The sequence below is a fragment of the Janthinobacterium sp. BJB301 genome (assembly GCF_002735685.1).
Lineage (GTDB): Bacteria > Pseudomonadota > Gammaproteobacteria > Burkholderiales > Burkholderiaceae_D > Janthinobacterium > Janthinobacterium lividum.
Genome location: NZ_PDZJ01000003.1, coordinates 539,711 through 565,044, shown reverse-complemented (window position 1 = coordinate 565,044; position 25,334 = coordinate 539,711). Strand labels below are relative to the sequence as shown.

General features: G+C 62.9%; 20 protein-coding genes. 18 read left to right on the top strand and 2 right to left on the bottom strand.

Features of this window, described 5'->3' with window-relative positions:
• Positions 1–37: 37 nt before the first annotated feature.
• From CSQ91_RS21840 to CSQ91_RS21820, 5 genes are all read left to right on the top strand, one after another.
• Entirely contained in the window at positions 38–1,405 is a 1,368-nt protein-coding gene (locus tag CSQ91_RS21840) for an NAD(P)-dependent oxidoreductase (protein WP_099389590.1), read from the top strand.
• Complete coding sequence (preA, locus tag CSQ91_RS21835) at positions 1,405–2,685, top strand: NAD-dependent dihydropyrimidine dehydrogenase subunit PreA (RefSeq protein ID WP_218963770.1); 1,281 nt, start codon at positions 1,405–1,407, stop codon at positions 2,683–2,685. Before CSQ91_RS21840 ends, preA begins: the two co-directional genes overlap by 1 nt.
• A 143-nt stretch (positions 2,686–2,828) precedes the next feature.
• Positions 2,829–4,313, top strand: a complete 1,485-nt coding sequence (locus CSQ91_RS21830) for an NCS1 family nucleobase:cation symporter-1 (RefSeq protein ID WP_099389588.1) — start codon at positions 2,829–2,831, stop codon at positions 4,311–4,313.
• Positions 4,314–4,329: 16 nt separating this feature from the next.
• Positions 4,330–5,721 (top strand): dihydropyrimidinase, encoded by a 1,392-nt coding sequence (gene hydA, locus CSQ91_RS21825; protein ID WP_099389587.1) that lies wholly within the window; start codon positions 4,330–4,332, stop codon positions 5,719–5,721.
• 10 nt (positions 5,722–5,731) lie between these two features.
• Positions 5,732–6,967, top strand: a complete 1,236-nt coding sequence (locus CSQ91_RS21820; protein WP_099389586.1) for a Zn-dependent hydrolase — start codon at positions 5,732–5,734, stop codon at positions 6,965–6,967.
• A gap of 2 nt (positions 6,968–6,969) precedes the next feature.
• Here CSQ91_RS21820 and CSQ91_RS21815 read toward each other — a convergent pair whose 3' ends face one another.
• Positions 6,970–8,724, bottom strand: a complete 1,755-nt coding sequence (locus CSQ91_RS21815) for an allantoate amidohydrolase (RefSeq protein WP_099389585.1) — start codon at positions 8,722–8,724, stop codon at positions 6,970–6,972.
• Positions 8,725–8,797: 73 nt separating this feature from the next.
• Positions 8,798–9,736, bottom strand: a complete 939-nt coding sequence (locus tag CSQ91_RS21810; RefSeq protein WP_034754583.1) for a LysR family transcriptional regulator — start codon at positions 9,734–9,736, stop codon at positions 8,798–8,800.
• Positions 9,737–9,867: 131 nt separating this feature from the next.
• On the opposite strand from CSQ91_RS21810, the gene CSQ91_RS21805 reads away from it, so the two are divergent.
• The 13 genes from CSQ91_RS21805 to CSQ91_RS21745 all read left to right on the top strand — a co-directional run bounded on the left by CSQ91_RS21805 (position 9,868) and on the right by CSQ91_RS21745 (position 25,326).
• A complete protein-coding gene (locus tag CSQ91_RS21805) occupies positions 9,868–11,100 on the top strand; it encodes a urate hydroxylase PuuD (RefSeq protein WP_070260122.1) in 1,233 nt (410 codons plus the stop codon).
• A complete protein-coding gene (locus CSQ91_RS21800) occupies positions 11,097–12,332 on the top strand; it encodes a M20/M25/M40 family metallo-hydrolase (protein ID WP_070280907.1) in 1,236 nt (411 codons plus the stop codon). Before CSQ91_RS21805 ends, CSQ91_RS21800 begins: the two co-directional genes overlap by 4 nt.
• A 75-nt stretch (positions 12,333–12,407) precedes the next feature.
• Positions 12,408–13,325 carry a LysR family transcriptional regulator gene (locus CSQ91_RS21795; protein WP_034782414.1) on the top strand — a complete coding sequence of 306 codons (918 nt, stop codon included), beginning with the start codon at positions 12,408–12,410 and terminating at the stop codon, positions 13,323–13,325.
• Between the two features lie 215 nt (positions 13,326–13,540).
• Positions 13,541–14,212 (top strand): DUF4286 family protein, encoded by a 672-nt coding sequence (locus tag CSQ91_RS21790; RefSeq protein WP_099389584.1) that lies wholly within the window; start codon positions 13,541–13,543, stop codon positions 14,210–14,212.
• Positions 14,213–14,320: 108 nt separating this feature from the next.
• Complete coding sequence (locus tag CSQ91_RS21785; RefSeq protein WP_034782417.1) at positions 14,321–15,646, top strand: MFS transporter; 1,326 nt, start codon at positions 14,321–14,323, stop codon at positions 15,644–15,646.
• Between the two features lie 4 nt (positions 15,647–15,650).
• Positions 15,651–16,328: a DUF2848 domain-containing protein gene (locus CSQ91_RS21780; RefSeq protein WP_099389583.1), complete on the top strand. Its 678-nt coding sequence runs from the start codon at positions 15,651–15,653 to the stop codon at positions 16,326–16,328.
• A 4-nt stretch (positions 16,329–16,332) separates the two neighbouring features.
• The gene (locus CSQ91_RS21775) at positions 16,333–17,682 is read left to right on the top strand and encodes an amidase (protein ID WP_099389582.1); all 1,350 of its coding nucleotides are present in this window, start codon (positions 16,333–16,335) and stop codon (positions 17,680–17,682) included.
• 317 nt (positions 17,683–17,999) lie between these two features.
• Complete coding sequence (locus tag CSQ91_RS21770) at positions 18,000–19,043, top strand: acyltransferase family protein (protein WP_099389581.1); 1,044 nt, start codon at positions 18,000–18,002, stop codon at positions 19,041–19,043.
• A 123-nt stretch (positions 19,044–19,166) separates the two neighbouring features.
• The gene (locus CSQ91_RS21765) at positions 19,167–20,459 is read left to right on the top strand and encodes a paraquat-inducible protein A (RefSeq protein ID WP_373630538.1); all 1,293 of its coding nucleotides are present in this window, start codon (positions 19,167–19,169) and stop codon (positions 20,457–20,459) included.
• Positions 20,452–22,083, top strand: a complete 1,632-nt coding sequence (locus CSQ91_RS21760) for a PqiB family protein (protein ID WP_034782421.1) — start codon at positions 20,452–20,454, stop codon at positions 22,081–22,083. Before CSQ91_RS21765 ends, CSQ91_RS21760 begins: the two co-directional genes overlap by 8 nt.
• Complete coding sequence (locus tag CSQ91_RS21755) at positions 22,080–22,676, top strand: PqiC family protein (protein ID WP_257217438.1); 597 nt, start codon at positions 22,080–22,082, stop codon at positions 22,674–22,676. The genes CSQ91_RS21760 and CSQ91_RS21755 overlap by 4 nt, the downstream gene beginning before the upstream one ends.
• Positions 22,677–22,723: 47 nt before the next feature.
• Positions 22,724–23,125: a DUF2946 domain-containing protein gene (locus tag CSQ91_RS21750; protein WP_230522276.1), complete on the top strand. Its 402-nt coding sequence runs from the start codon at positions 22,724–22,726 to the stop codon at positions 23,123–23,125.
• A 77-nt stretch (positions 23,126–23,202) separates the two neighbouring features.
• Positions 23,203–25,326: a TonB-dependent receptor family protein gene (locus tag CSQ91_RS21745; RefSeq protein ID WP_257217437.1), complete on the top strand. Its 2,124-nt coding sequence runs from the start codon at positions 23,203–23,205 to the stop codon at positions 25,324–25,326.
• Positions 25,327–25,334: the final 8 nt, after the last annotated feature.

Sequence of the window (25,334 nt, the reverse complement as noted above, 5' to 3'; positions counted from 1 at the left end):
ACTACAAGCCGGCCGCACATAACAAGAGGAATACGCGATGATCGAGTCTTTGAACTATTTGCCGCATCCCGCCCTGCCCAACGAGGAACTGGCAGGCCATTTCACCGACTTGGCGCCTCCCTTGAGCGCGCGCCAGGCGGCCATCGAAAGCGCCCGCTGCCTGTATTGCTATGACGCGCCGTGCAGCCGCATCTGTCCGTCGGAAATCGACGTGGCCAGCTTCATCCGCAATATCCACGACAAGAACATCAACGGTGCCGCGGCAGGCATCCTGAAACAGAACATCCTGGGCGGCAGCTGCGCCCGCGTCTGTCCCACGGAAATCCTGTGTGAAGATGTCTGCGTGCGCAACCACGACGCGGAGGGGCAGCCCGTCAAGATCGGCCTCTTGCAGCGCTACGCCGTCGACCACATGCATTTCGCAAGCCACCCGTTCAAACGGGCGCCAAGCACCGGCAGGACGATAGCCATCGTCGGCGCGGGACCGGCGGGCCTGTCGTGCGCGCACCGCCTGGCCATGCTGGGCCACGACGTGGTGATCTTTGAAAAGGAAGGCAAGGCGGGCGGCCTGAATGAGTACGGCATCGCCAAATACAAGCTGACGGACGATTTCGCGCAAAAGGAAATCGACTTCCTGCTGGATATCGGCGGTATCGAGATCCGATGTCGCCATGTGCTGGGCGAGAACCTGCAGCTGCGCGACTTGCATGCGCAGTATGACGCCGTGTTCCTCGGCCTGGGCCTGGGCGCCAGCCGCAAGCTGGGCCTGACGGGCGAGGACGCACCGGGCTTGCTGGCCGCCGTCGATTACATCGCCGCGCTGCGCCAGGCCGACGACCTGGCTGCGCTGCCCGTGCCGAAACGGGCGATTGTGATTGGCGCCGGCAATACGGCCATCGACATGGCCGTGCAGATCCAACGCCTGGGCGCCGAGGAAGTCACCCTCGTCTACCGGCGCGGTTTCGACGCCATGACGGCCACGCATCATGAACAGGAAATCGCCAAGGCCAACCAGGTGCGCATGCTGACGTGGGCCCAGCCGCAGCAGGTGCTGCTCGATACTGACGGCAAGGTCGCCGGCATGCGTTTCGAGAAGACGCGCATGCAGGGCACGCGTTTGGCGGGGACGGGTGAAACGTTCGACGTGGCGGCCGACGCCATCTTCAAGGCCATCGGCCAGAGCCTCGACACCGATGTGCTGCATGATCCGATGGCGTCGCTGCTGCAGCGCGAAGGCGACAAGATCGCCGTCGATGCGGGTTTTCGCACGGTACTGCCGGGGATCTATGCGGGTGGCGACTGCGTGGCGCCGGGGCAGGACCTGACGGTGCAAGCCGTCCAGCATGGCAAGCTGGCCGCACTGGCCATCCATTCCGATTTGTTGAATAAAGTGGAGGCTGCATAATGGCTGATCTCAGCATCGAATTTTGCGGCATCAAGGCGCCGAATCCCTTCTGGCTGGCGTCCGCACCGCCGACCGACAAGGCCTACAACGTGGTGCGCGCCTTCGAGGCGGGTTGGGGCGGCGTCGTGTGGAAAACCCTGGGTGAAGACCCTGCCGCCGTCAACGTCTCGTCGCGCTACTCGGCCCTGTATGGCAAGAACCGCGAAGTGCTCGGTTTCAATAACATCGAGCTGATCACCGACCGCTCGCTGGAGATCAACCTGCGCGAAATCACGCAGGTGAAAAAGGATTGGCCCGACCGCGCCATGATCGTCTCCCTGATGCTGCCCTGCGAAGAGCACTATTGGGCCGACATCCTGCCCAAGGTGGAGGCGACAGGGGCGGACGGCATCGAGCTCAATTTCGGCTGCCCGCACGGCATGCCGGAACGGGGCATGGGCGCGGCCGTGGGCCAGGTGCCCGAGTACGTGCAGATGGTGACCGCCTGGTGCAAGAAGCACAGCCGTCTTCCCGTCATCGTCAAGCTCACGCCCAACATCACGGACGTGCGCATGCCGGCGCGCGCGGCCAAGGCGGGCGGCGCGGACGCCGTCTCGCTGATCAACACCATCAATTCCATCACCTCGCTGGACCTGGACCGCATGGTGGCCTTGCCGATTGTCGGCGGCGCCAGCACGCACGGCGGCTATTGCGGGTCCGCCGTCAAACCGATCGCGCTGAACATGGTGGCGGAAATCGCCCGCGATCCGCAGACGCGCGGCTTGCCCATTTCCGGCATCGGCGGCATCGGCAACTGGCGCGACGCGGCCGAATTCCTCGCCCTGGGCGCGGGCTGCGTGCAGGTGTGCACGGCCGCCATGTTGCATGGCTTCCGCATCGTCGAAGAGATGAAGGATGGCCTGTCGCGCTGGATGGACGAGAAGGGCTACGAGCGCATCAGCGACTTTTCCGGCAAGGCCGTGGCCAACACGACGGACTGGAAATACCTGGACATGAATTACCAGGTCATCGCGCAGATCAACCAGGACGACTGCATCAAATGCGGCAAGTGCTACGTGGCTTGCGAAGACACCTCGCACCAGTCGATTGCGCAACTGATCGACGCCGCCGGCACGCGCACGTATGAGGTGATCAAGGAGGAGTGCGTGGGCTGCAACCTGTGCGAAATCACCTGTCCGGTGCAGGGCTGCATCACGATGGTGCCGCAGGCCACGGGCAAGCCGTACATGAACTGGACGCAGGATCCGCGAAATCCAAGAGCGCTGGCGGAGACGGCATAGGGCACGGTTATTGCGTGCGTTTATTTTTATAAACAGCGGCGCGTCTTTGCAGTAAGCTAGATTACTTAAAAGCCGAGCCGTTTCCACACTGCCGTATCCCTGGCGCCTTCGCGTGCCAGCGGTCTAACCGATGGAGCAACCCTGTGAACCACGACTATTCAGGCAACACGCAACTCTGGAATGAAGACCTGGCGCCCACCACGGCGGCGCAGCGCACCTGGCGCTGGTATCACTTCGCCGCGCTGTGGGTCGGCATGGTCATGTGCATTCCCGCCTACACCCTGTCGGCCAGCCTGATCGACAGCGGCATGTCCGGTTACCAGGCCGTGCTCACGGTATTTCTCGCCAATGCCATCGTGCTCCTGCCGATGCTGCTGATCGGCCATGCGGGCACCAAGTACGGCATCCCGTATGCCGTGCTGGCGCGTGCCTCGTTCGGCACCATGGGCGCGCGGTTGCCGGCCCTGATGCGCGCCATCGTCGCCTGCGGCTGGTATGGCATCCAGACCTGGTTCGGCGGGCAGATGATCTATACCCTGATGGGCGTGCTGGTAGGCCATGAACTGGGCGGCGAGAAGATCGCGGGACTGGGCATCAACGGCAGCCAGCTATTGTGCTTCCTGGCTTTCTGGGCCATCCAGTTCTATTACATCCTGCATGGCATGGAGTCGATCCGCAAACTCGAAACTTACACCGCGCCGCTGAAAATCCTCATCTGCTTCGTACTGCTGTACTGGGTGCACAGCAAGGCCGGCGGCGTGGCCAGCCTGCTGGACCAGCCATCGCAATTCATCCCCGGCGGTAAAAAGGCGGGCCAGTTCTGGAGCGTCTTCTGGCCGTCGCTGACGGCCATGGTGGGTTTCTGGGCCACGCTGGCTTTGAACATCCCCGACTTCACGCGCTTTGCCAAGACGCAGCGCGACCAGGTGATCGGCCAGTCGATCGGCTTGCCGGTGCCTATGGGATTGCTGGCCATGCTGGCCGTGATCGTCACTGCCGGCTCCGTCGTCATGTACGGCAAGGCCATCTGGGACCCGGTCGACCTGGCCAGCCGCATGACGGGCGCCGCCGTGCTGATCGCCTTGATCATCCTCCTGATCGACACGGTCAGCGTCAACCTGGCCGCCAACCTGGTGGGCCCGGCGTACGACTTTTCCTCGCTGGCACCGAAGCATATTTCCTACAAGATGGGGGGCTACATCACGGCCTTCATCGCCATCGTCATGATGCCCTGGAAGGTGCTCGAGTCGACGCAGGGCTATATCTTCACATGGCTGATCGGCTACTCGGCCCTGCTGGGCCCCATCGCCGGCATCCTCATCGTCGACTATTACTTTGTGCGCAAGACGCGGCTCGACGTCAGGCAGCTGTACCGCGACGACGGCGTCTACTCGTATGGCAATGGCTGGAATATGGCGGCGCTGATCGCCTTTGTCATCGCCGTGCTGCCGAATATCCCGGGCTTTTTGAACGCGGCCTTTCCCACGGCGTTTCCCGACGTGGCCGAAGGCTTTAAAACCATCTACACCTACGCCTGGTTCGTGGGCGTGGCCATCGCCGCCGTCGTGTACGGCGTCATGATGAAGGGCAAGGCCGTGGCGCACGTGCAGCAGGCGCCGCAGTCGTAATCACAAAGGAGACAAGATGGCTACACTGATACGTGGCGGTACCGTCGTCAACGCCGACCGCGCCTTCCGCGCCGATGTGCTGATCGAGGGCGACACCATCGCCGCCGTCGGCGAGAACCTTTTGGCACCCGCCGGCGCCACGGTGATCGACGCGGGCGGCCTGTACGTGATGCCGGGCGGGATCGACACGCACACGCACATGAACCTGCCCTTCATGGGTACCGTGACGTCCGACGATTTTTTCACGGGCACGGCGGCGGGACTGGCGGGCGGCACGACCACCATCATGGACTTCGTCATCCCGGCGCCCAAGCAATCCTTGATCGAGGCCTATCACCAGTGGCGCGAATGGTCGGCCAAGGCGGCTGGCGACTACACCTTCCATGTGGCGATCACATGGTGGAGCGAGCAGGTACATGAAGAGATGGGCACTCTCGTGCGCGAGCATGGCGTGAACAGCTTCAAGCACTTCATGGCATATAAAAACGCCATCATGGCCGACGATGAAACCCTGGTGAAAAGTTTTACCCGTTCGCTGGAACTGGGGGCGCTGCCCACCGTACATGCGGAAAACGGCGAGCTGGTTTTTCAATTGCAGCAAGCTTTGCTCAAGAAGGGGATTACCGGGCCGCAGGCGCATCCGCAGTCGCGCCCGCCGGCCGTGGAAGCGGAGGCTGCCAACCGCGCCATCGCCATCGCCAACGTACTCAATACCCCCGTGTACATCGTGCACGTTTCGTGCGCCGAGTCGCTCGACGCCATCACGCGGGCGCGCGCCAATGGCCAGCGCGTGTATGGCGAAGCGCTGGCGGGCCACCTGGTGATCGACGACAGCGTCTACCAGAGCGGCGATTTCGACTACTTGGCGGGCCACGTCATGAGCCCGCCGTTTCGCGGCAAGCACCATCAATCGGCGCTGTGGCACGGCCTGCAAAGCGGCAACCTGCAGACGACGGCCACCGACCACTGCACCTTCTGCGCCGAACAGAAGGCGGCGGGCAAGCAGGACTTTACGCGCATCCCGAACGGTTGCGGCGGCGTAGAGGAACGCATGGCCGTCGTGTGGGACGCCGGCGTCAATTCCGGCATGCTGACGCCCTCCGAATTCGTCAAGGTTAGCTCCACCAATGCGGCGCAGATCTTCAATATGTATCCGCGCAAGGGCGTCATCGCCGCTGGCAGCGATGCCGACATCGTGCTGTGGGATCCGCAAGGCACGCGCACCATTTCCGCCGCCACGCAATTCGCCAAGGGAGGCTTCAACGTCTTCGAAGGGCGCACCGTGCGCGGCATCCCCAGCACCACGATTGCCGCCGGCAAGGTGGTATTCCACCAGGGCGAACTGACGGCTGTCGAAGGGGCTGGGCGCTATGTCGAACGGCCCGCCTTTTCCGCCACCACCGCATAAGGAGTTGACGATGGATGAATTGCGTATCAATGGCGAGCGCCTGTGGGCAGCCCTGATGGAGCTGGCGCAGATCGGCGCGACAGCGAAGGGCGGCGTCAAGCGCCTGGCCCTGACGGACCTGGACAAGCAGGGCCGCGACCTGGTGGTGGGATGGGGCCGCGAAGCGGGCATGAGCATCACGATCGACCAGATCGGCAATGTCTTCATGCGCCGCGACGGCGCCGACAACAGCCTGCCGCCCGTGATGACGGGCAGCCATATCGACACGCAACCCACGGGTGGCAAGTTCGATGGCAATTACGGCGTGCTGGCGGGCCTGGAAGTGGTGCGCACCCTGAACGACTTGAAAATCAAGACGCAGGCGCCCATCGAGGTGGCCTTCTGGACCAACGAGGAGGGTTCGCGCTTCGTGCCCGTGATGATGGGTTCCGGCGTATTTTGCGGCGCCTTCTCGCTGGAGACGGCGTATGCGGCCAAGGATACGGAGGGAAAAACCGTGGGCGAGGAACTGGCGCGCATCGGCTACAAGGGCGAGCAGGTGCCGGGAGACCATCCCATCGGCGCCTACTTTGAAACGCATATCGAACAGGGCCCCGTGCTGGAAGACGCCGATAAAGTCATTGGCGTGGTACCGGCCGTGATGGGCCTGTCATGGTACGACTGCGTGGTGACGGGCATGGAAGCGCATGCGGGACCGACGCCCATGGGCTTGCGCAAGGATGCGCTGCAGGTGGCCACCACCATCATGCAGGAAGTCGTCGCCATTGCCAACCGCTACCCGCCGTACGGCCGCGGCACGGTGGGCATGGTGCAGGTTTTCCCGAACAGCCGTAACGTGATCCCCGGCGAAGTCACATTCAGCATCGACCTGCGCAATGTGAACGACGAACTGCTCAACACCATGCATGGCGAGATCACGGCCTTCATCGATGCCACGCGCGAGAAGACAGGGCTGGGCATTTCACTGGAAAGAGTCTCTTATTACCCGCCATGCCCGTTCCACCCCGACTGCGTGGGTGCCGTGCGCAACGCCACGGCAAAGCTGGGCTACTCGGTGATGGACGTCGTGTCCGGCGCCGGCCACGATGCCATCTACGCGGCCCGGCTGGCGCCGGCCGGCATGATCTTCGTGCCGTGCAAGGACGGCATCAGCCACAATGAAATCGAGGACGCCAAGCCCGAGCACCTGGAAGCGGGCTGCAATGTGCTGCTGCACGCGATGCTGGAGCGGGCCGTGGCCGTGTAAGCTCAGGGCTTGGGCTGGAAGCCGCGCAAAAACGCCAGCAGCGCGCGCGCCGCGATGTCGGCGTCGTCCGCCGTCATGGTTTCCAGCGGGTTGTGGCTGATGCCGCCATTGCCGCAGCGGGTAAACAGCATGGCCACGTCGGTGATGGCGGCCATGGCCATGGCGTCGTGGCCGGCGCCAGACAGCAGCGCATACGGTTCGATGCCGACCGATTCCACGGCCTGCGCCAGCTGCGCCATCAGCCATGGCGCGCATGGCGCGGCACGCGCCGACAGCAGCAGTTCCAGCTGATAGTCGATCTGGCGCCGCGCGCAGATGGCGGCGATGCCATCGAGAATATCGTCGACGGCCGCCTGGCGTACCGCGTCAACGGCCGCGCGGATGTCGAGCGACAGGGTGCAGGCGCCGGCGATCACGTTGACGGAGCCGTTGGGCACGTGCAGCTGCCCTACGGTGCCCACCAGCGCCTCGCCCTGGTTGCAGCGCTGTTCCACCAGCAGGATGATTTCGGCTGCCGCGCTGGCGGCATCCTTGCGCATGGTCATGGGTGTGGTTCCCGCGTGGCTGGCCACGCCGCCAAGATTGACCAGGTAGCGCGAGCTGCCGGCAATCGCCGTGACGATCCCCAGCGGCAGGTCGCGTTCCAGCAGTACGGGACCCTGCTCGATATGCACTTCCACATAACCGAGCAAGTCGGCGGGATCGCGCGCGATGGCGCCGATGGCGCTTGCCTCGTGGCCGGCGGCCGCCAGCGCGTCGCGCATGCTCACGCCATCCGCATCCACCTGTTCCAGCAGCGACACGTCGAACTTGCCCGTGACAGCCGTGCTGCCCAAAAACGTGCTCTTGAAGCGCACGCCTTCTTCCTCGGCGAAGCCGACGATCTCGAAGTGGAAGGGCAGCTTTTCGCCCCGCTCATGCAGGTGGCGCACGACGGCGATGGGCAGCACGATGCCCAGGCGGCCATCGTACTTGCCGCCGTTGCGCACCGTGTCGTAATGCGATCCCGTCATCAGGGTTTTTGCGGCGGGCGCGTCGGACAGATAGCGCCCGACGACATTGCCGACGGCGTCGATGTGCACCTGCATGCCCGCATCCCGCATCCATTCGGCCAGCTGCGCGGCGGTTTTCTGGTGCGCCGGCGTCAGGTAGGCGCACGTCAGGTTGTAATCGCTGTCGCTCCAGGCAGCCAGCGTTTCGGCCTGCTGCATGATAGCCGGGCCGAAGTCCAGGCGCACGTCGAACAGGTCGTTCAGGCGCAGCTCGGCGATGCGCTTGATCTGCCGCAGCGACTCGGCCAGTTCATCGGCGCGCCGGTTTTTCAGGCGCCGCGCAAACGTGGCGATGATGTCCTGGCGCGTCAAGCCTTCACCCGTCGGGCCCTTGACGGCCAGGATGAAGGGAAAGCCGAACTTGGCGTTGTACTCGTCGTTCAGGCGCTGCAGAATCGCGAATTCCTCGGCGCTGCACAGGTTCAGGCCGGACTTGGCCTGCTCGCGCGTCGATTCCGCCGTCAGCTGTCCTGCGATGGCGGCCTTGCCGGCCAGCTCCGGGTGGGCGCGTATCAGCCCCAGCTGCTCTTCGGGCGAGGCATGCGCCAGCACGCGCTGCAGCTCCGTCTTGAGTGCCGTCAGGCTGGCAAACGGCCGGGCGGGGGCCGCGCGCTGGGCGATCCAGGGCGAGTGTTCGTAGATGCCATGCAGCCGTGCGATAAAGTCTGCCGGGCTGCCGGCGTTCAGGTCTGAAAGGGTGGTCATGGTTTTCCGATCATGCAAGCGGTGATGATAGCGCCCCGTTCCTGCGTCCATTATATGCGCGTGCTGATAGCGGCTATCGCTGCACCAGCGCCTTGGCGGCCGCGCTGACCTGGTCGCGCAGCCATTTGTGCTCGGGCGCCTGGTGTACGCGCTGGTGCCACAGCTGGTAAAAGCGCATCGGCGGGAATTTCAGCGGCACGGTATACGTTTTCAGCGGCAGCGTCTTTTCATAGAAGCGCATGAATTGCCGGCCCGTGGTGAGTACCAGGTCCGTCTGCGTCAGCATGTAGGGGATCAGGCCGAAATACGCCGATTCCACAACCACGTTGCGCTGCAGGTTTTGCCGCTCGAGGAAGGAATCGATCACGCCGTGATAGCCGGGCATCATCTGCGAGGGCGCCACGTGGGGCAGGCTCAAATAGTCGTCGAGGGTCATGGCGTCGCTGGCCGTGCGCCGCGCATAGGCGTTTTCCGCATGCATGGCGCAGATAATGGGGTCTTCGAACAGCTTCGAAATGTGCAGATGCGCGGGCGGCTCGTCCCAGTTGGCGATGACCAGGTCCAGGCCCCCGTCGGAGAGTTGGCGGATATGGTCGATGCCCGGCCCCAGGCTATGCAGCACGACGCGGCTTTTTGGCGAGCCGCGGCGCAGCAGGGCCACCACGTTGGGCAGGAACTGGCTGTCCAGGTAATCGGGCGCGGCGATATGGAAGGTGCGTGCCTCTTCCTGCGCCACGAACGGCGTCTTCTTGACGAACAGGCTCTCCGTCTGGTCGAGGATGCGCTTGGCCGGGTTGAGCAGGCTTTCGCCATGCTGGGTCGGCACCATGCCGCGCGCACCGCGCACGAGCAGCGGGTCGCCCGTCAATTCGCGCAGCTTGCGCAAGGAGGCGGAAATCGATGGCTGCGGCTGATTGAGTTTCAGCGCCACGCGCGAGACATTCTTTTCCACCAGCAGCAGGTAGAGGATGCGGATCAGGTGCAGGTCGAGGTGTTGCGGCAGGCTGGACATGTGGCGGCGCCTCTGTTGTATATCGATTTGAATATGTCAAATATACGATATTTTTCATGTGGTGGGCGGTAAATCCGTTTATCTTGTGTAGATTGGCACGAATATTGGTTCGGTCTGACTAGAGGAAATTTATGGAAGTATTTGCCTACCTGATCCCGTACGGCCTTGAGTGGCTGAACCTGATCGTCCGCTGGCTGCACGTCATCACGGGCATCGCCTGGATCGGTGCTTCCTTCTATTTCGTCTGGCTCGACAACTCGATCCGCCCGCCCGCGCCCGGCTCAGAGCTGGCGAAGAAGGGCGTGTCGGGAGAACTGTGGGCCGTGCATGGCGGCGGCTTCTACAACCCGCAAAAATACCTGGTGGCGCCCGCCGAACTGCCGAAGGAACTGCACTGGTTCAAATGGGAAGCGTATTCGACCTGGCTGTCCGGTTTCGCGCTGCTGACCATTGCGTATTATTTCAATGCCCAGGCCATGATGATCGACAAATCCGTGGCGGACATCTCCAGCGGGCAGGCAGTCGGTATCGGCATCGCCACCCTCGTCATCGGCTGGACCGTGTACGATTTGCTGTGCAGGTCAACATTAGCGCAATATGAACTGTGGTTCGGCGTGACCGTGTTCGCGCTGATCGTCGGCGCCGCCTACGTGCTCACGCATTTGCTCAGCGGACGCGCCGCCTATATCCACGTGGGCGCCATGATCGGCACCATCATGGTGGCCAATGTGCTGATGCTGATCATTCCCGGCCAGCGCAAGATGGTCGAGGCCATGGCCGCCGGCAAGCTGCCCGATCCCAAGCACGGCCTGAAAGCCAAGCAGCGCAGCGTGCATAATAATTATTTTACCTTGCCGGTGCTGTTCATCATGATCAGCAACCATTATGCGATGACCTACCGGAACGACCACGCGTGGCTGGTGCTGGCGCTGATCATGGCGGCCGGCGTCTTCATCCGCCACTTTTTCAACCTGCGCCACAAGGGAAGAGTGGAATGGCGCTATCCGGCCATCGGCGTGGCCCTGCTGCTGGCCGTAGCTATCGCCATCGCGCCGAAAGCGCCCGTGGCCGTGGCGGCCGCGCCGGCGGTGGATCCGGCCGCGCAATTCAAGAGCGTGCATGCCATCATCGCCCAGCGCTGCGCCACCTGTCATTCGGCCCAGCCCACGCAACCGGGTTTCGCCACGGCGCCGGCCGGCATGATGCTGGATAATGAAACTGAAATCCGCCAGCACGCGGCGCAAATCTACAAGCAGGCCATCGAATTGAAGGCCATGCCGATCGGGAACCTGACCAATATGACGGAGGCCGAGCGCAGCGAACTGGGCGCCTGGCTGCAACAGACCATGCAAGGAGCAAAATGACAACGCACGCAGAAAAAATCACGGCCTGGATCGATGATCACTTCGACGAAGAAGTCGCATTTTTACAGAAGGTGGTGCAGCAGCCGACGGATACGCCGCCCGGCAACAACGCGCCCCATGCGGATCTGGTGGCGCAACTGCTGCAGGCGTATGGCTGGCAGGCGGAAAAGCATGCCGTCCCAAACGATCAGGTGGAAGCGTACGGCATGCAAAGCATCACCAATTTGATCGTGCGCCGGCCGTATGCCGCAGGCGGGCCGACCGTGGCCCTGAATGCGCATGGCGACGTGGTGCCGCCCGGCGACAACTGGACGTATCCGCCTTATGGCGGCCAGATCGACGGCGGCTATATGTATGGCCGCGCGACGGCCGTCTCGAAAGGCGATTTCGCCACTTATGTATTTGCCGCCCGCGCGCTCGAAGCGCTGGGCATTCCACTCAAAGGCCAGCTCGAGCTGCACTTCACGTATGACGAGGAATTCGGCGGCTTGCTGGGGCCCGGCTGGCTGCTGGAACAGCAACTGACGAAGCCCGATTTCGTCATCGCCGCCGGTTTCAGCTACGGCATCGTCACGGCGCACAACGCCTGCCTGCAGCTGGAAATCACCGTGCACGGCAAGGCTGGCCATGGTTCCATGCCGGAGACGGGCCATGACGCGCTGCAGGCGGCCAACAAGATACTCAACGCCATCTACGGCCAGTTGCCGGAGCTGAAAAAGATCAAATCCAAAGTGGCCGGCATCGACTCGCCCACCATGCTGGTGGGGCGCATCGACGGCGGCACGAATACCAACGTGGTGCCGGGCAAGGTCGTCATGAAGATGGACCGCCGCATGATTCCCGAAGAAGATCCTGTGGCGGTGGAAGCGCAGGTGCGCGCGCTGATCGAAGACGCCGTGCGGGGCGAGCCTGGCATCCGCATCGAGATCCGCCGCCTGCTGCTGTCGCACGCGCTGCGGCCCTTGCCCGGTTCCGAACAACTGGTCGGCAGCCTGCAAAAGAATGCGCAAGCCATCCTCGGCGAGACGATTCCCGCCGTCGGCACGCCCCTGTATGCGGACGCGCGCCTGTATGGCGAGCGGGGCATCCCCGCCGTGCTGTATGGCGCCGGGCCGCGCACGGTGCCCGAATCGAACGCGAAGAAGGCTGACGAGCGCCTGGCGCTCGATGATTTGCGCAAGGCCAGCAAGATCGTCGCCCTGACCCTGCTGGACTTCCTGGGCCAGAAATAAGGCAGCGCGCTTTGGCTTACAATGGGGCGACCACACATTCTGTGAAGAAGTGCCCCCATTGATTGAAGAGCCAAATTGAATACCCGTTTTCTCGAAGCGTTTGTCTGGGCAGCGCGGCTGGGCAGTTTTCGCACGGCCGCCGACAAGCTGCATATCACGCAGGCGGCCATCTCCAACCGCATCGCTTCGCTGGAGCAGGATTTCGGCACGCGCCTGTTCGACCGCGACGCGCGTGAAATCCGCCTGACCTTTGCCGGGCGCAACTTGCTCGTGTATGCCGAACGCATGCTGGAACTGTGCCGCGACATGTATGCGGCCAATTCCTCGCCCGCGCAGATCACGGGCGAAGTGCGCATCGGCGTCATCGAAACCATCGTGCATACGTGGCTGATCCCGTTCCTGCAGCGCGTGCAGGAGCGCTATCCGGGCATCGAGATTCAATTGACCTCGGAATCGACGCGCCGCCTGCACGAACAGCTGCAGCAGGGCGAACTCGATATCGCGCTGCAGACGGACATGCTGACGGGCGACCATATCCGCAGCACGGGCAGCGGCGCCATCGCCATGGGCTGGGCCGGCAGGGCCGCCGACTGGCCCGATACGGGCGCGCCATTCACGGTGGCGCAACTGGCACAGCACCCCATCATCACCATGAACCGCGGTTCGCAGCCGCATTCCGCCTTGAAGGCGCTATGCCAGGACGAGGGCGTGCAGCTGGGAAGGGTCCACTGCGTCAGTTCGATCTCCGCCATCGTGCGCCTGGTCAAAGCGGGCTTCGGCATCGCCGTGCTGCCGCTGGCGCCCCTGCGCGAGGAAATCGAACAGGGCCACATCGCCCTGATTCCCTGCACCAGCAGCCTGGCGCCGCAGCGCATCGTCATCAGCTACAGCGAAGACATCACGACGGAAGCGATCCAGCTGGTGGCCATGCTGGCGTGCGAGGAGGCGGCCAGGTTCACTTTGGCGCTGGGTGAGGAATATGGCGCAGGGTGATGTCGGCCTACGCTGGCGCTAAGCCGACCTACGATGCCGTGGTCGAGGTGAGTCGCGTAGGTCGGATGAGCGCCCAGGCGCGTAATCCGACAGCATTGTTGGCTCCACCCACAAGAAAAACTTATCAGTCGCGTTCAGAATAACCCGTTTGCCAAGTGACGGCGCGCCACCTATTCTGGGTTGGCACACCATCCATCACGCAGAACGGAACCATCATGACGACGTCCCACACCTTGCCAGGCATCCTGTTTGTCTGGACCAGCGCCGACCCGGAACACGAGCTCGATTTCAACCGCTGGTACGACCGCGAGCACGTGGAAGAGCGCGTGCGCATTCCCGGCTTCGTCAGCGGCACGCGCTACCAGAGCGTGCGCGGTTCGCGCAAATACCTGGGCCTGTACCGCACCGATTCGCTGGGCGCCTTCCAGACCCCCGACTATTTCAAGGCATTCGGCCAGCAGACGCCATGGTCGGTGACGAATCTGCAGCGCATGCTCGATCCGATGCGCCGCGTCTGCGCCATCGAGGCGGAAACGGGCATGGGCACGGGCGCCTGGCTGGCCGTGCTGCGCCTGGGCGCGTCCGCCATCGGCCAGGATGCCGCAGCCGTGGCCGGCATGGCAGCGCTGGGCGCACAGCTTTTGCAGATCGATGGCGTCATTGCCACGCGCTTGCTCACGCCTGACGCGAATCTGTCCGGCCCCCTGCCGGCGGAGCAGAAGGAGGGCCGCGTGCTCGATCCGATCTTCCTGATCGACGCGTCCTCCGAAAGCGCCGCCGTGGCGGCGGCCGATGCCGCCAGCGCGGCACTGGGCCTGGACGGGGAGCAGGCAGCCATCCTGCAACTGTCCTGGCAACTGCGCGAGGCCGACCTGCACCCTGCCTGACACGGCCGCGCGCATCTTGCCGGCACTGATAACACGAGACACGGGCCACGGCGCAGGGCAAAGCATCCTGCGCCGGGCCTGCAATAAAACTGACGAGAGAGGTAGGCAATGAGCACATATACAACGGCAAACGCTGCGCATCCGGCGGCCCAGGCACCGGGCGACAAGCCGAAAACGGGCCGCCTGGCCACGGCCAGCATGGTCGGCACGACCCTGGAATGGTATGACTTCACCGTCTACAACACCATGGCCGCGCTGATCTTCAATCACCTGTTCTTTCCCTCGTTCGATCCGCTGACGGGCACCATCCTGGCCTTTTCCACGTATGCCGTCGGCTATATCTCGCGCCCGATCGGCGGCGTGATCTTCGGCCACCTGGGCGACAAGCTGGGACGCCGCTGGGTGCTGGTGGTGACCCTGATGCTGATGGGCGTGACGACGGGCCTGATGGGCCTCTTGCCGACTTACGCGACGGCCGGCATCTGGAGCCCCATCCTGCTGGTGGCGCTGCGCTTCGTGCAGGGCATCGCTTTGGGTGGCGAATGGGCGGGCGCCGTGCTGATCTCCGTCGAACACGGGGCAGCGGACAAGCGGGGCCGCAACGCGTCGTGGACGCAGGTGGGACCGTCGTTCGGCACTTTGCTGGCGACCGGTTGCATCGGCCTGATCACCTACCTGCTGCCGCATGAAGCGTTCATGGACTGGGGCTGGCGCATGCCGTTCATCGCCAGCCTGCTGCTGGTGGCCTTCGGCATGTGGATACGCAGCGGCATCGAGGAAACCCCGCTGTTCAAGGAACTCGACCAGCAGGATGCGAAGGCGGAAGCGCCGATCGGCGACGTGCTGCGCATCTACTGGCGCCGTCTGCTGATCGCCGGCGGCGTGCGCATCGGTTCGGACGTGCTGTATGCGCTGGTGGTGGTGTTCACCCTCACGTATGTGACGACCGTGCTGCACCTGTCGTCGACGCTGGCACTGACCGCCATCATGATCGGCACGGCTTGCAATGCGCTGGCGGTGCCCGTGTTTGGCGCGCTGTCGGACAAGATCGGCCGCCGTCCCGTGTATGCGCTGGGCGCGAGCCTGGGTCTTGTGTGGGCGTTTGTCTTCTTTACCTTGCTCGATACTGCCAGCCCGGCTGCCATCGTCACGGCTGTCGTCGTGGGCCTGGTCATCCACGCCATCATGTACGGCCCGCAGGCCGCCTTCGTCATCGAGCAATTCCCGACCAAGGTGCGCTATGCGGGGTCCTCGCTGGCCTACACCCTGGCCGGCGTCATCGGCGGCGGCTTCGCCCCGCTCGTCATCGCCAGCCTGTATCGCTCGTATAACAGCAGCATGGCCGTCTCGCTGTATGTGGCGGCCGCCTTGCTGATCACCGGCGCCGCCGTTTTTGCTGCACGCGAAACGGGCCGCGGCCCCCTTGAGGAATAAAATCATGACGACATTGAGTTTTCAACTGGCCGGCCACGGCCCCGTCACCTTCGATATCGATCAGTTGATCATCGCCGGCTGGACGGGCCGCGACATGGCGATGGTGGAACACCATATCGCCGAACTTGAAGCCATCGGCGTGGCGCGCCCGAAAAGCGTGCCGACGTTTTACCGGGTTTCGGCAGCGCTGCTCTCGAGCGACGCCGCCATCGAAGTGCCGGGCAGCGATTCGTCCGGCGAGGCGGAATTCGTGCTGTTCTCCACGGAATACGGTCTGCTGGTGGGGATCGGTTCCGACCATACGGACCGCAAGGTGGAAAGCTATGGCGTGACGGTGTCGAAGCAGATGTGCGGCAAGCCCGTGGGCGATACCTTGTGGCGCTATGCCGACGTGGCCGGCCACTGGGGCCAGTTGCAGATGCGCTCCTGGCGCGAGCGCGCCGGTGTGCCGGCCCTGTACCAGGATGGTCCCGTGACGCGCATGCTGTCGCCGGAAGATTTGATTTTGCGCTACACGGGGCAAGCGACCCTGCCAGTGGGCAGCGCCATGTTCTGCGGAACGCAGCCCATCATCGGTGAAATGGGCCACGGCGACGCCTTCGAACTGGAGCTGTATGATCCAGCCTTGCAGCGCCGCCTGCAGCACCGCTATGCCGTGCAAACCCTGCCCGTGGAAGGATAAGAGAATGACCCAGTTGACCAAGACTATCCGCGAACTGGCGGCCGACCTGGCCGCCGGACGCATCACCAGCGTGGAACTGACGCAGCGCATGCTGGCGCGCGCCGAGGCGCACCGGGTGCAGGGCGGCCATGCGTATGTCAGCCTCGATGGCGAACAGGCCCTGGCCGAGGCGCGGGCCAGCGACGCGGCGCGCGCGGCCGGTATCGTTGCCTCGCCCCTGGCCGGCGTGCCCATCTCGATCAAGGACCTGTTCGACGTCGAGGGGCAAACCAGCAGCGCCGCTTCGCTGGCGCTGGCCGACGCCCCGTCCGCCGTGGCCGATGCGGGCGCCGTGGCGCGCCTGCGCGCGGCTGGCGCCGTCCTGCTGGGCCGCACCAACATGAGCGAATTCGCGTTTTCCGGCCTGGGCTTGAATCCCCATTACGGCACGCCGCGCAATCCGCTGGACCATGAACGTGTGGCGGGCGGCTCCACTTCGGGCGGCGCCGTCACGGTGGCTTTGGCGATGGCGGCCGGCGCGCTGGGCACGGACACGGGTGGCTCGATCCGCATCCCGTCCGCCTTTTGCGGTTTGACGGGTTTCAAGCCGACGGCCGCTTCCGTGTCGCTGGCAGGGACGGTGCCTTTGTCGTGCTCTCTCGACTCCGCAGGGCCCATTGCCCGCAGCGTCGATTGCTGCGCCATTCTGTACGCGGCGCTGTCGGGCGATGACATCGGTGCGCAGGCGCCAGCACTGAAAGGCTTGCGCTTCGGCTTTACCCTTGACTATGTCGGTACGCACGTGGAGCCGCAGGTGCAGCGGGCTTTCGACGCCGCGCTGGACAAGCTGCGGCAAGCCGGCGCCCTGGTGGAACAGTTCGATTTCCCCGAGTTGCTGGAACTGCCGGAGATCAATGGCGGCGGCGGCCTGGTGGCGGCGGAAGCCTGGCATTGGCACCGCGCGCTGCTCGCGGAAAAAGGCGCACAATACGACCAGCGCGTGGCGGCGCGCATCCGACGCGGCCAGCAGCAGGGCGCGGCCGATTACATCGATTTGCTCGATGCGCGCGCGCGCCTGATCGCCGTCGCCCGGCGGCGCCTGGCGCCATTCGATGCCTGGCTGATGCCCAGCGTGGCGATTCTGGCGCCGCAGGTTGCGCCCCTGGAAGCGGATGACGCCACCTTCTTTGCCACGAATGGCCTGGTGCTGCGCAACGCCAGCGTGATCAACTTCCTCGATGGCTGCGCGCTGTCGCTGCCATGCCATGCCGAGGGCGAGCTGCCCGTGGGGCTGAGCATTTGCGGCCTGGCCGGCGCGGATGAAAGAGTGCTGCAAATTGGCCGTGCCGTAGAGGCACTGTTGCTCGAACGTTAACCTTGCAGTGGCGCAAGGGGGGCTTTGTAATATGATGGCTGGCACTGATATGGAATAGGCACGCACTGTGTACCGGTAAACTTCACACTGTGTTCTGAAACAAGCTGATCATTTGTCATGAATGTGGCTGTTGTACCGAAAGCGCCCGCTGCGTCTGAGTGAAAATCCGCAAAAGTAACGTGGTCTGTAACATACGCGGATCGCGACGTTGAATGACATTGAGTGTCTGCCACTGTCCTGTGCCCACATACTTTATGCAAAAACTTGTTTCGGGTGCCGGAATTTATCCAAAAAAATCATAACGCCGGAGTTTATTCATGCTGAGAAGTAATTGCGTAGACTTTTGCAAGGGGATGTTGATTTTTCTGGTGTCGATCGGACATGCGGTGCAATGTGCAGCATATCAGGAAGAGGGATTCTTCCAAGACCCTACCTTTAAAGCAATCTACATGTTTCACATGCCGTTGTTTATCGCTATTAGCGGTTATGTGAGCCGTAATGGTGTACTCCGCACACCGCCTTTGGAATTCATTAAATCGAAAATATTTTCCTTACTGGTTCCTATTGCCATATGGGAGATTTTATTTCGGGTTGCGCTTACCCTTGTTTTTAAAAAAAAGATTGACCAGGATTTTCCTCTCTCCTTGCTTCTCAGCATACTGCAGAGCCTTTGGTTTCTATGGGCGTTGTTCGCTAGTCTCGTATTGGTGACGATTGCCAATGTCTTTGGCCGCTATTCGTTCTGGATATCGTTGATCCTGTTTTTTTTCAGCCTGTTCATTCCGGACTGGGGTATTTTGCCGTTAATTAAATATACATGTCCTTTTTTCTTGGCGGGCTATTATCTGGCCGCTGGCTCGTATGTTGAAAAATTGATGCCATATAAAAATGTAATTTTTCCTGTTTCAGGTGTTCTTACGTTAATTTGTTTCTTCTTGTGGAATAATCAGACTTATATTTATGTTACAGGAATGGAGTTGAGTTCTGGAAACTTTCAAAATATTGCGCTGCGTTATATTGCCGGTGCAATAGCCTCTGTATTCGCATTGTGTGTGTTTTATGTAGCCTACTTGAAGCTTGGTGAGAGGATCATCCAAGGGTTTATTATCTTTGGTAAAAATTCATTGTATATTTATATCATCGGCCAGTATGCTTTTATCGGTGTCACTAAAATTTCGGTGCGCTATTTTGAGCCGGTGGCGTTTGCGCCGCTTGCCACTCTGGTGGGGTTCAGTATCGGCTTGCTGGTCACATGTATTTGCTGCGCGACTGGTGTCTTGCTGGCAAAAAATAAAATCGCCGCCAAACTGCTTTTTGGCAAAGTGAGCAAGCCGGCGCCAACAGTGGCGACTATCGCCTGAGGCTGCTCGTCTGTCTTCTTTTGCCTGCGGTAGAAGGTTGCTTTGACGTATGATGCAGGGGACTCAACTGCTCATCGTGAACCTGTGCACCGATACGACCTGATTAGCTGTCATGACTGCGGCGTGCTGTACCGCAAACGTCCGCTGCGTCCCCGCGAAAAGGCGCGCTGCATCCGTTGCCGCTCGGTGCTGTACCGCGGCTCGCATGCGCGCGGCGCATCGGCGGAATTGAGCAAGGTGGTGGCGCTGACCCTGGGCGCCGCCTTTGTCTTCCTGATCGCCCAGTTTTTTCCCATCGTCGAACTCGACGTCAATGGCCTGACGTCCAGCGCCACCTTGCTCGGTTCCATCCGCGTGCTGTGGTCCGAGCAGATGCATATCGTGGCGACGATGGTCTTCCTGTTTACCATACTCTTTCCCGCCATCGAACTCGGTTCGCTGCTGTATGTGGCGCTGGGCTTGCGCGGCGGCGTCAAGGTGCCCGGTTTTAACCGCGTGCTACGCGCCGTGCAGACGGCGCGCGAATGGGGCATGACGGAGGTGCTGATGATCGGCATCCTGATCACCGTCGTCAAGATGACCAGCCTGGCCACGGTGCTGCCGCAACCGGGGCTGTTCGCGTTTGGCGCGCTGACCCTGATGCTGGCCATCGTCGTCTCGTTCGACCCCAAGGCCCTGTGGAACCTGGGCGACGACCTGACCCGGCAAGCGCTGCCCGGCATCCGCTACAAGGCCTTCGCGCCCGGCGAGAAGGTCGTGCCCTGCCATGCCTGCGGCCTGGTGGCGCCGCCCCTGGGCGAGGGCAAGCACATGGCGTGCGTGCGCTGTGGCACGGCCCTGCACGTGCGCAAACCGGACAGCATCAACCGCACCTGGGCCTTGCTGATCGCCGCCATGATCCTCTACATTCCCGCCAACCTGCTGCCCGTGATGGTGACGTATTCCCTGTTTGGCGCACAAAACGATACCATCATGAGCGGCGTGGTGCTGTTCTGGACCAGCGGCTCGAAAGGCCTGGCCATCATCATTTTCATCGCCAGCGTGGTCGTGCCCATGCTCAAGCTGGGCGTGCTGGCGCTGCTGGCGTTCACCGCGCAGCGGCGTTCGCGCTGGCGCCCGCGCCAGCGCACCATTTTGTATCGCATGGTCGAATTCATCGGCCGCTGGTCCATGCTCGACATCTTTGTCGTCACCCTGACGGTGGCGCTGGTGCGCTTCAAGTCGCTGGCCGTGATCACGGCCGGACCCGGCGCGCTGGCCTTTGGCGCCGTGGTGGTGCTGACCATGCTGGCGGCGATGCAGTTCGACCCGCGCCTGATCTGGGACCCCGTCGACGGACAGGTGCCTGGCGAGGAAGAGCCCGTGGTGGTGGCAAATACCGGAAACAATACAGTGATTGGAGAACAGCATGTCTGACAAAGAAGCGGGCGGCCTTGCCGAAACGGGTGGCCGTCCATTGCCGGAACCCGATGTGGAACAGGGCAGCCGCTGGCTGCCGTCGCTGGTATGGCTCATTCCGCTGCTGGCCGCCCTGATAGGCGCCGGCCTGGCCGCCAAGTCCATCCTTGACCAGGGGCCCACGGTGACGGTCAGCTTCAAGAGCGCCGAAGGCCTGGAGCCGGGCAAGACCAAGGTCAAATACAAGGATGTCGATATCGGCCAGGTGCGCGCCATCACCCTGGGCGACGACTTGAGCAATGTCCTCGTGACGATCGACATGAGCAAGGAGGCGCGCCGTTTCGCCACCGCCGATTCGCGCTTCTGGGTGGTGCGCCCGCAGATCGGCGCCAGCGGCGTGACGGGCCTGGGTACCTTGCTGTCGGGCGCCTACATCGGCGTCGACACGGGCAAGTCGGAAGCCAAAAAGGAGAATTTCATCGGCATGGAGAGTCCGCCCGCCGTGGCCGGTGACCAGAAGGGCAAGCTGTACACCCTGCACGCGGAAAGTCTCGGTTCCGTCGACGTGGGTTCGCCCCTGTTCTTCCACCGCCTGCGCGTGGGCAAGGTGGTCAGCTTTGCGCTGGACAAGGATGGCAACGGCATTACCATGTCGGTCTTCGTGAACGCGCCATACGACCAGTTCGTCGGCAAGAATGCGCGCTGGTGGCATGCCAGCGGCGTCGATGTGCGCTTGGATTCCAACGGCTTCAAGTTGAACACGCAGTCGCTGGCCGCCATGCTGGTGGGCGGCATCGCCTTCGAGGCGGAAAATGGCCGCAAGCCCGAGGAGCCGGCGCCGGCCAATACCAATTTCCGCTTGGCGGCCGACGAGGCCAGCGCCATGCGCGAGCCCGATGGCCAGGCCATTACCACCGTGTTCTATTTCGACCAGTCGCTGCGCGGCTTGCAGCCTGGCGCCACGGTGGATTTCCGCGGCATCGTATTGGGCGAGGTGCGTTCGGTCGGCATTGAGTTCGATCCCGTGAAGAAGAACTTCCGCATGCCGGTCACCGTCAATCTGTACCCGGCCCGCCTGGGCATGCGCTTCAAGGCCGCCGTCGACGATGAGGAAGGCTCGGCCGGCCACCAGCTGCTCGAACGCATGGTCAGCCGTGGCTTGCGCGCCCAGCTACGCACGGGCAACCTGCTCACCAGCCAGCTGTACATCGCGCTGGACTTCTTCCCGAAAGCGCCGAAGGTGGCGCTCGATCCGAACAAGTATCCGCTGGAAGTGCCGACCGTGCCCAATACCCTCGATGAACTGCAGACGCAGATCGCCAGCATTGCCCGCAAGCTCGATCAGGTCCCTTATGCGGAGATCGGCAATAACCTGAACGCCACCATCAAGCAGGCCAATACCCTGTTCAGGCAGCTCGATGGCCAGGTGGTGCCGGAAATGCGCGATACCCTGACGGCGGCGAAACAGACCTTCGGCACCGCCGAACAGGTGCTGCAAAAGGATTCGCCACTGCAGTCGGACGTGCGCCAGGCCTTGCAGCAGCTGACGCAAACCCTGCAATCGCTGAACGCGCTGTCGGATTACCTGGAACGTCATCCCGAGTCCCTGATCCGCGGTAAAAAAGGAGATGAAAAAAAATGATGAAACCGATTTTTTCCGCGCTGCTGGCGGCCAGCCTGCTGGGCGCCTGTTCCACGCCCCAGCCCGAGCATTTCTATACGCTCAGCGGCGGCGCCGACGCGCAGCCGGCCAAACCCGTCAAATACTATGTCGAGGTGCTGGCCGTCAGCGTGCCGCAGCAGGTGAGCCGCAACCAGTTTGTCGTGACGGGGCCATCGGGGCGCATCGAACTGCTGGAGCAGCAGCGCTGGGCCGGGCCGCTGGCCGGCGAGATCGGCCAGGCCCTGTCGACGGCCGTGACGAACGACCTGGGCGCCATCGATGTGTTCCGCACGCCGCATCCGGACAACCTGCCCGTGTACCGTATCAGCACCAATGTGCAGCGTTTCGAGTCGGTGATGGGCCAGTATGCGCTGATCGATGCCGTGTGGAGCGTGCGCCAGCTGGCCAGCAGCAAGGTGGTCACTTGCCGCACGATAGCCAATGAGAAGGTGGGCGCCGGCTACGATGAACTGGTGCTCGGTCACCGCCGCGCCGTGAACCGTATCGCCGCCGAAACGGCGAGCGTGGTGCGCGCTTTTGACAACGGCAACGCCGCCTGCCCGGCCGCCTGAGCCGCTTTCCGCTACCCAGTCCCGGCGGCCGCTGGTAAAATGCGGCCATGGGAATGACCTTGTTCACGCGCCGCTTTGCCGCCTGGATCGCCTGTTTCGCGATCCTGCTGGCGGCGCTCGCGCCGTCGATTTCCCAGGCCGTCGCCAACGCCAAGCAGGAGTCCGGCTCCGGCTGGGCGGAAATCTGTTCGGTGGCCGGCATCCGTTTCGTCCAGGTCGACAATGACGGCGCCGCCGATGAAAAATCCGGCGGCAAGGCCATGCAGATGGAGCATTGCGCCTTCTGTTCCACGCACGCGGGTTCCGTCGGCCTGCCGCCCGCCAGTCCCGTGCTGCCGCTGCTTGTGGCCAGCGGCACGGCCATTTTCCCGGCCCTGTACTACCAGTCCCCGTCACCGCTGTTCATCTGGTCCACCGCGCAGTCGCGCGCGCCGCCCGCTCTCGTCTAGGTTTTTGCATTTTCAATGCTGGCGCTGCCCACCTTGCGGTGTGACGCGCCGCATCCGCACACTTATACGAGAATCACATGAACAAGAAATTATTGGTGCTGGCCGTCGCCATCACCCTCGCTTACCCCTGCGCGCAGGCGCAGCAACTTGACCAAACCGACCACGCCATCGACACCGTCGTCGTTTCCGGTTCGCGCGCGCAATCGTGGCTGTCCGAGACGCCGCAGGCCATCGGTGCCGTCAATGCCAAAATGCTGGAACGCGACAAGCCCAAGACCATGGGCGATATCCTCAACCGCATCGCCGGCGTGTACTGGAATGACCTGGGCAACGAGCAGCACAGCATGAGCATCCGCCAGCCCATCGGCACGAATGCCGTCTACCAGTACCTCGAAGACGGCATTCCCATCCGCCCGCTGGGCGTCTTCAACCATAACTCGCTCAACGAGATGAACATGGCGGGCGCCAGCGGCGTGGAAGTGGTGAAGGGCGCCGCCTCGTCGCTGTACGGCAGCAATGCCGTCGGCGGCGCCGTCAATTTCCTTACGGCCGGCGCCAGCGCGACACCCACGGCAAGCGTGGGCGTGCGGCGCGATAACGTGGGCGGCTACACCCGCTACGACACTTCCGCCAGCGATACCTGGGGTCCGCTGGGACTGCGCTTTTCCCATTACAGCTCGCGCCGTTCGCGCGACAACTGGCAGGAGTACAGCTATGGCGACAAGGATTCATTCTCGCTGCGCGCCGACTATGCGCTCAGCCCCACTTCGCAGTTGCGCGCCACCATCGTCCACACGGATCTCGATGCGGCCATGACGGGCAGCCTGTTCGAAAACGATTACCGCAGCAATCCCGGCAAGAGTTTGAATACGTTTACCTACCGCAAGGACAAGACCACGCGAATGAACCTGGCGTGGGAAGGCGCGACGACAGTCAATGGCACGAGCACCGTCACCGTGTTTACGCGCAAGAACGACCATGGGCAGATTCCCGCGTATTCCATAGGCAGTTGCGCGGGCATGCTGTGCAAGGGCGTCATCAACAACAACCACGTCGATTCGCTGGGACTGGACGTGAAACACCAGCAGGAATTCGCGTGGCTGCGTTCGCGCCTGATCGCCGGTGTGTACGTGGACAAGAGCGACAATCCCTTTGTCAGCGACAATCTGTCCATCGTGCGCGATGCCGCCACGGGCCGCTACCTGCGCTACTCCCTGGCCAATGCCAGCAATCCGCAGGGCGTGCGCGACTACCAGACGGATATCCTCAACACGGCCGTCTTCGCGCAATGGGAATTTTCTCCGCTGGTGGGCACGCGCGTGGTGCTGGGTGGCCGTTCTGACGCCATCCGCTACGACTACCATAACAAGCTGGCGCCCGGCGGCAGCGTCAATTACGGCGCGCCCGACGAGTCGCGCAGTTTTTCGCATGTGAGCCCGAAACTGGGCGCCACCTACGCCATCGGCCATGCGGGCAGTGCGTATGCGAACGTCAGCCAGGGCTTCACGCCGCCGGAAGTGAGCCAGTTGTATGGCAAGACGGGCATCGCCAACTTGCAGCCGTCCGTCTACAACAACTATGAACTGGGCTTGCGCTGGGCCTTTTTGCAGGGCCGTTTGAAACTCGATACGGCCCTGTACCGGCTCGATGGGCGCGACACCATCGTCAGCTACACGCTCTCGCCGGGCAACAGCGAAAACCGCAATGCGGGGCGCACGCGCAGCGAAGGGCTGGAGCTGGGCCTGAATTACGACAGCGGCCCGTTCGACGCGCGCTTCGCCACGGCCATCGCGCGCCACCGCTACCTGCGCTACCAGCTCTCCAGTACTCTCGATTACAGCGGCCGCGCCATGCCGCAGGCGCCGCGCGACATCACCTCGTTCGAGATCGGCTACAAGCCCGTGGCCGGCGCGCGTATCGCACTTGAAGCCGTGCACCAGGGGCGCTACTGGATGAACAATGCCAACACGGTGGAGTACAAGGGCCACGCCTTGCTGAACCTGCGTGCCAGCTATCAGGTCGCGCGCGGGCTGGAAGCGTGGGCGCAGGTGCGCAACCTGGCCGATAAACGCTATGCCGATTCGGCCAGCAGCAGCTATGCGGGAGTGGGCAGCTATGCGCCGAACAGCCAGAATCAGTACACGCCCGGTGCGCCGCGCAGCGTGATGCTGGGCTTGGGTTATACCTTCAACGCACTGTGAGGATGGCC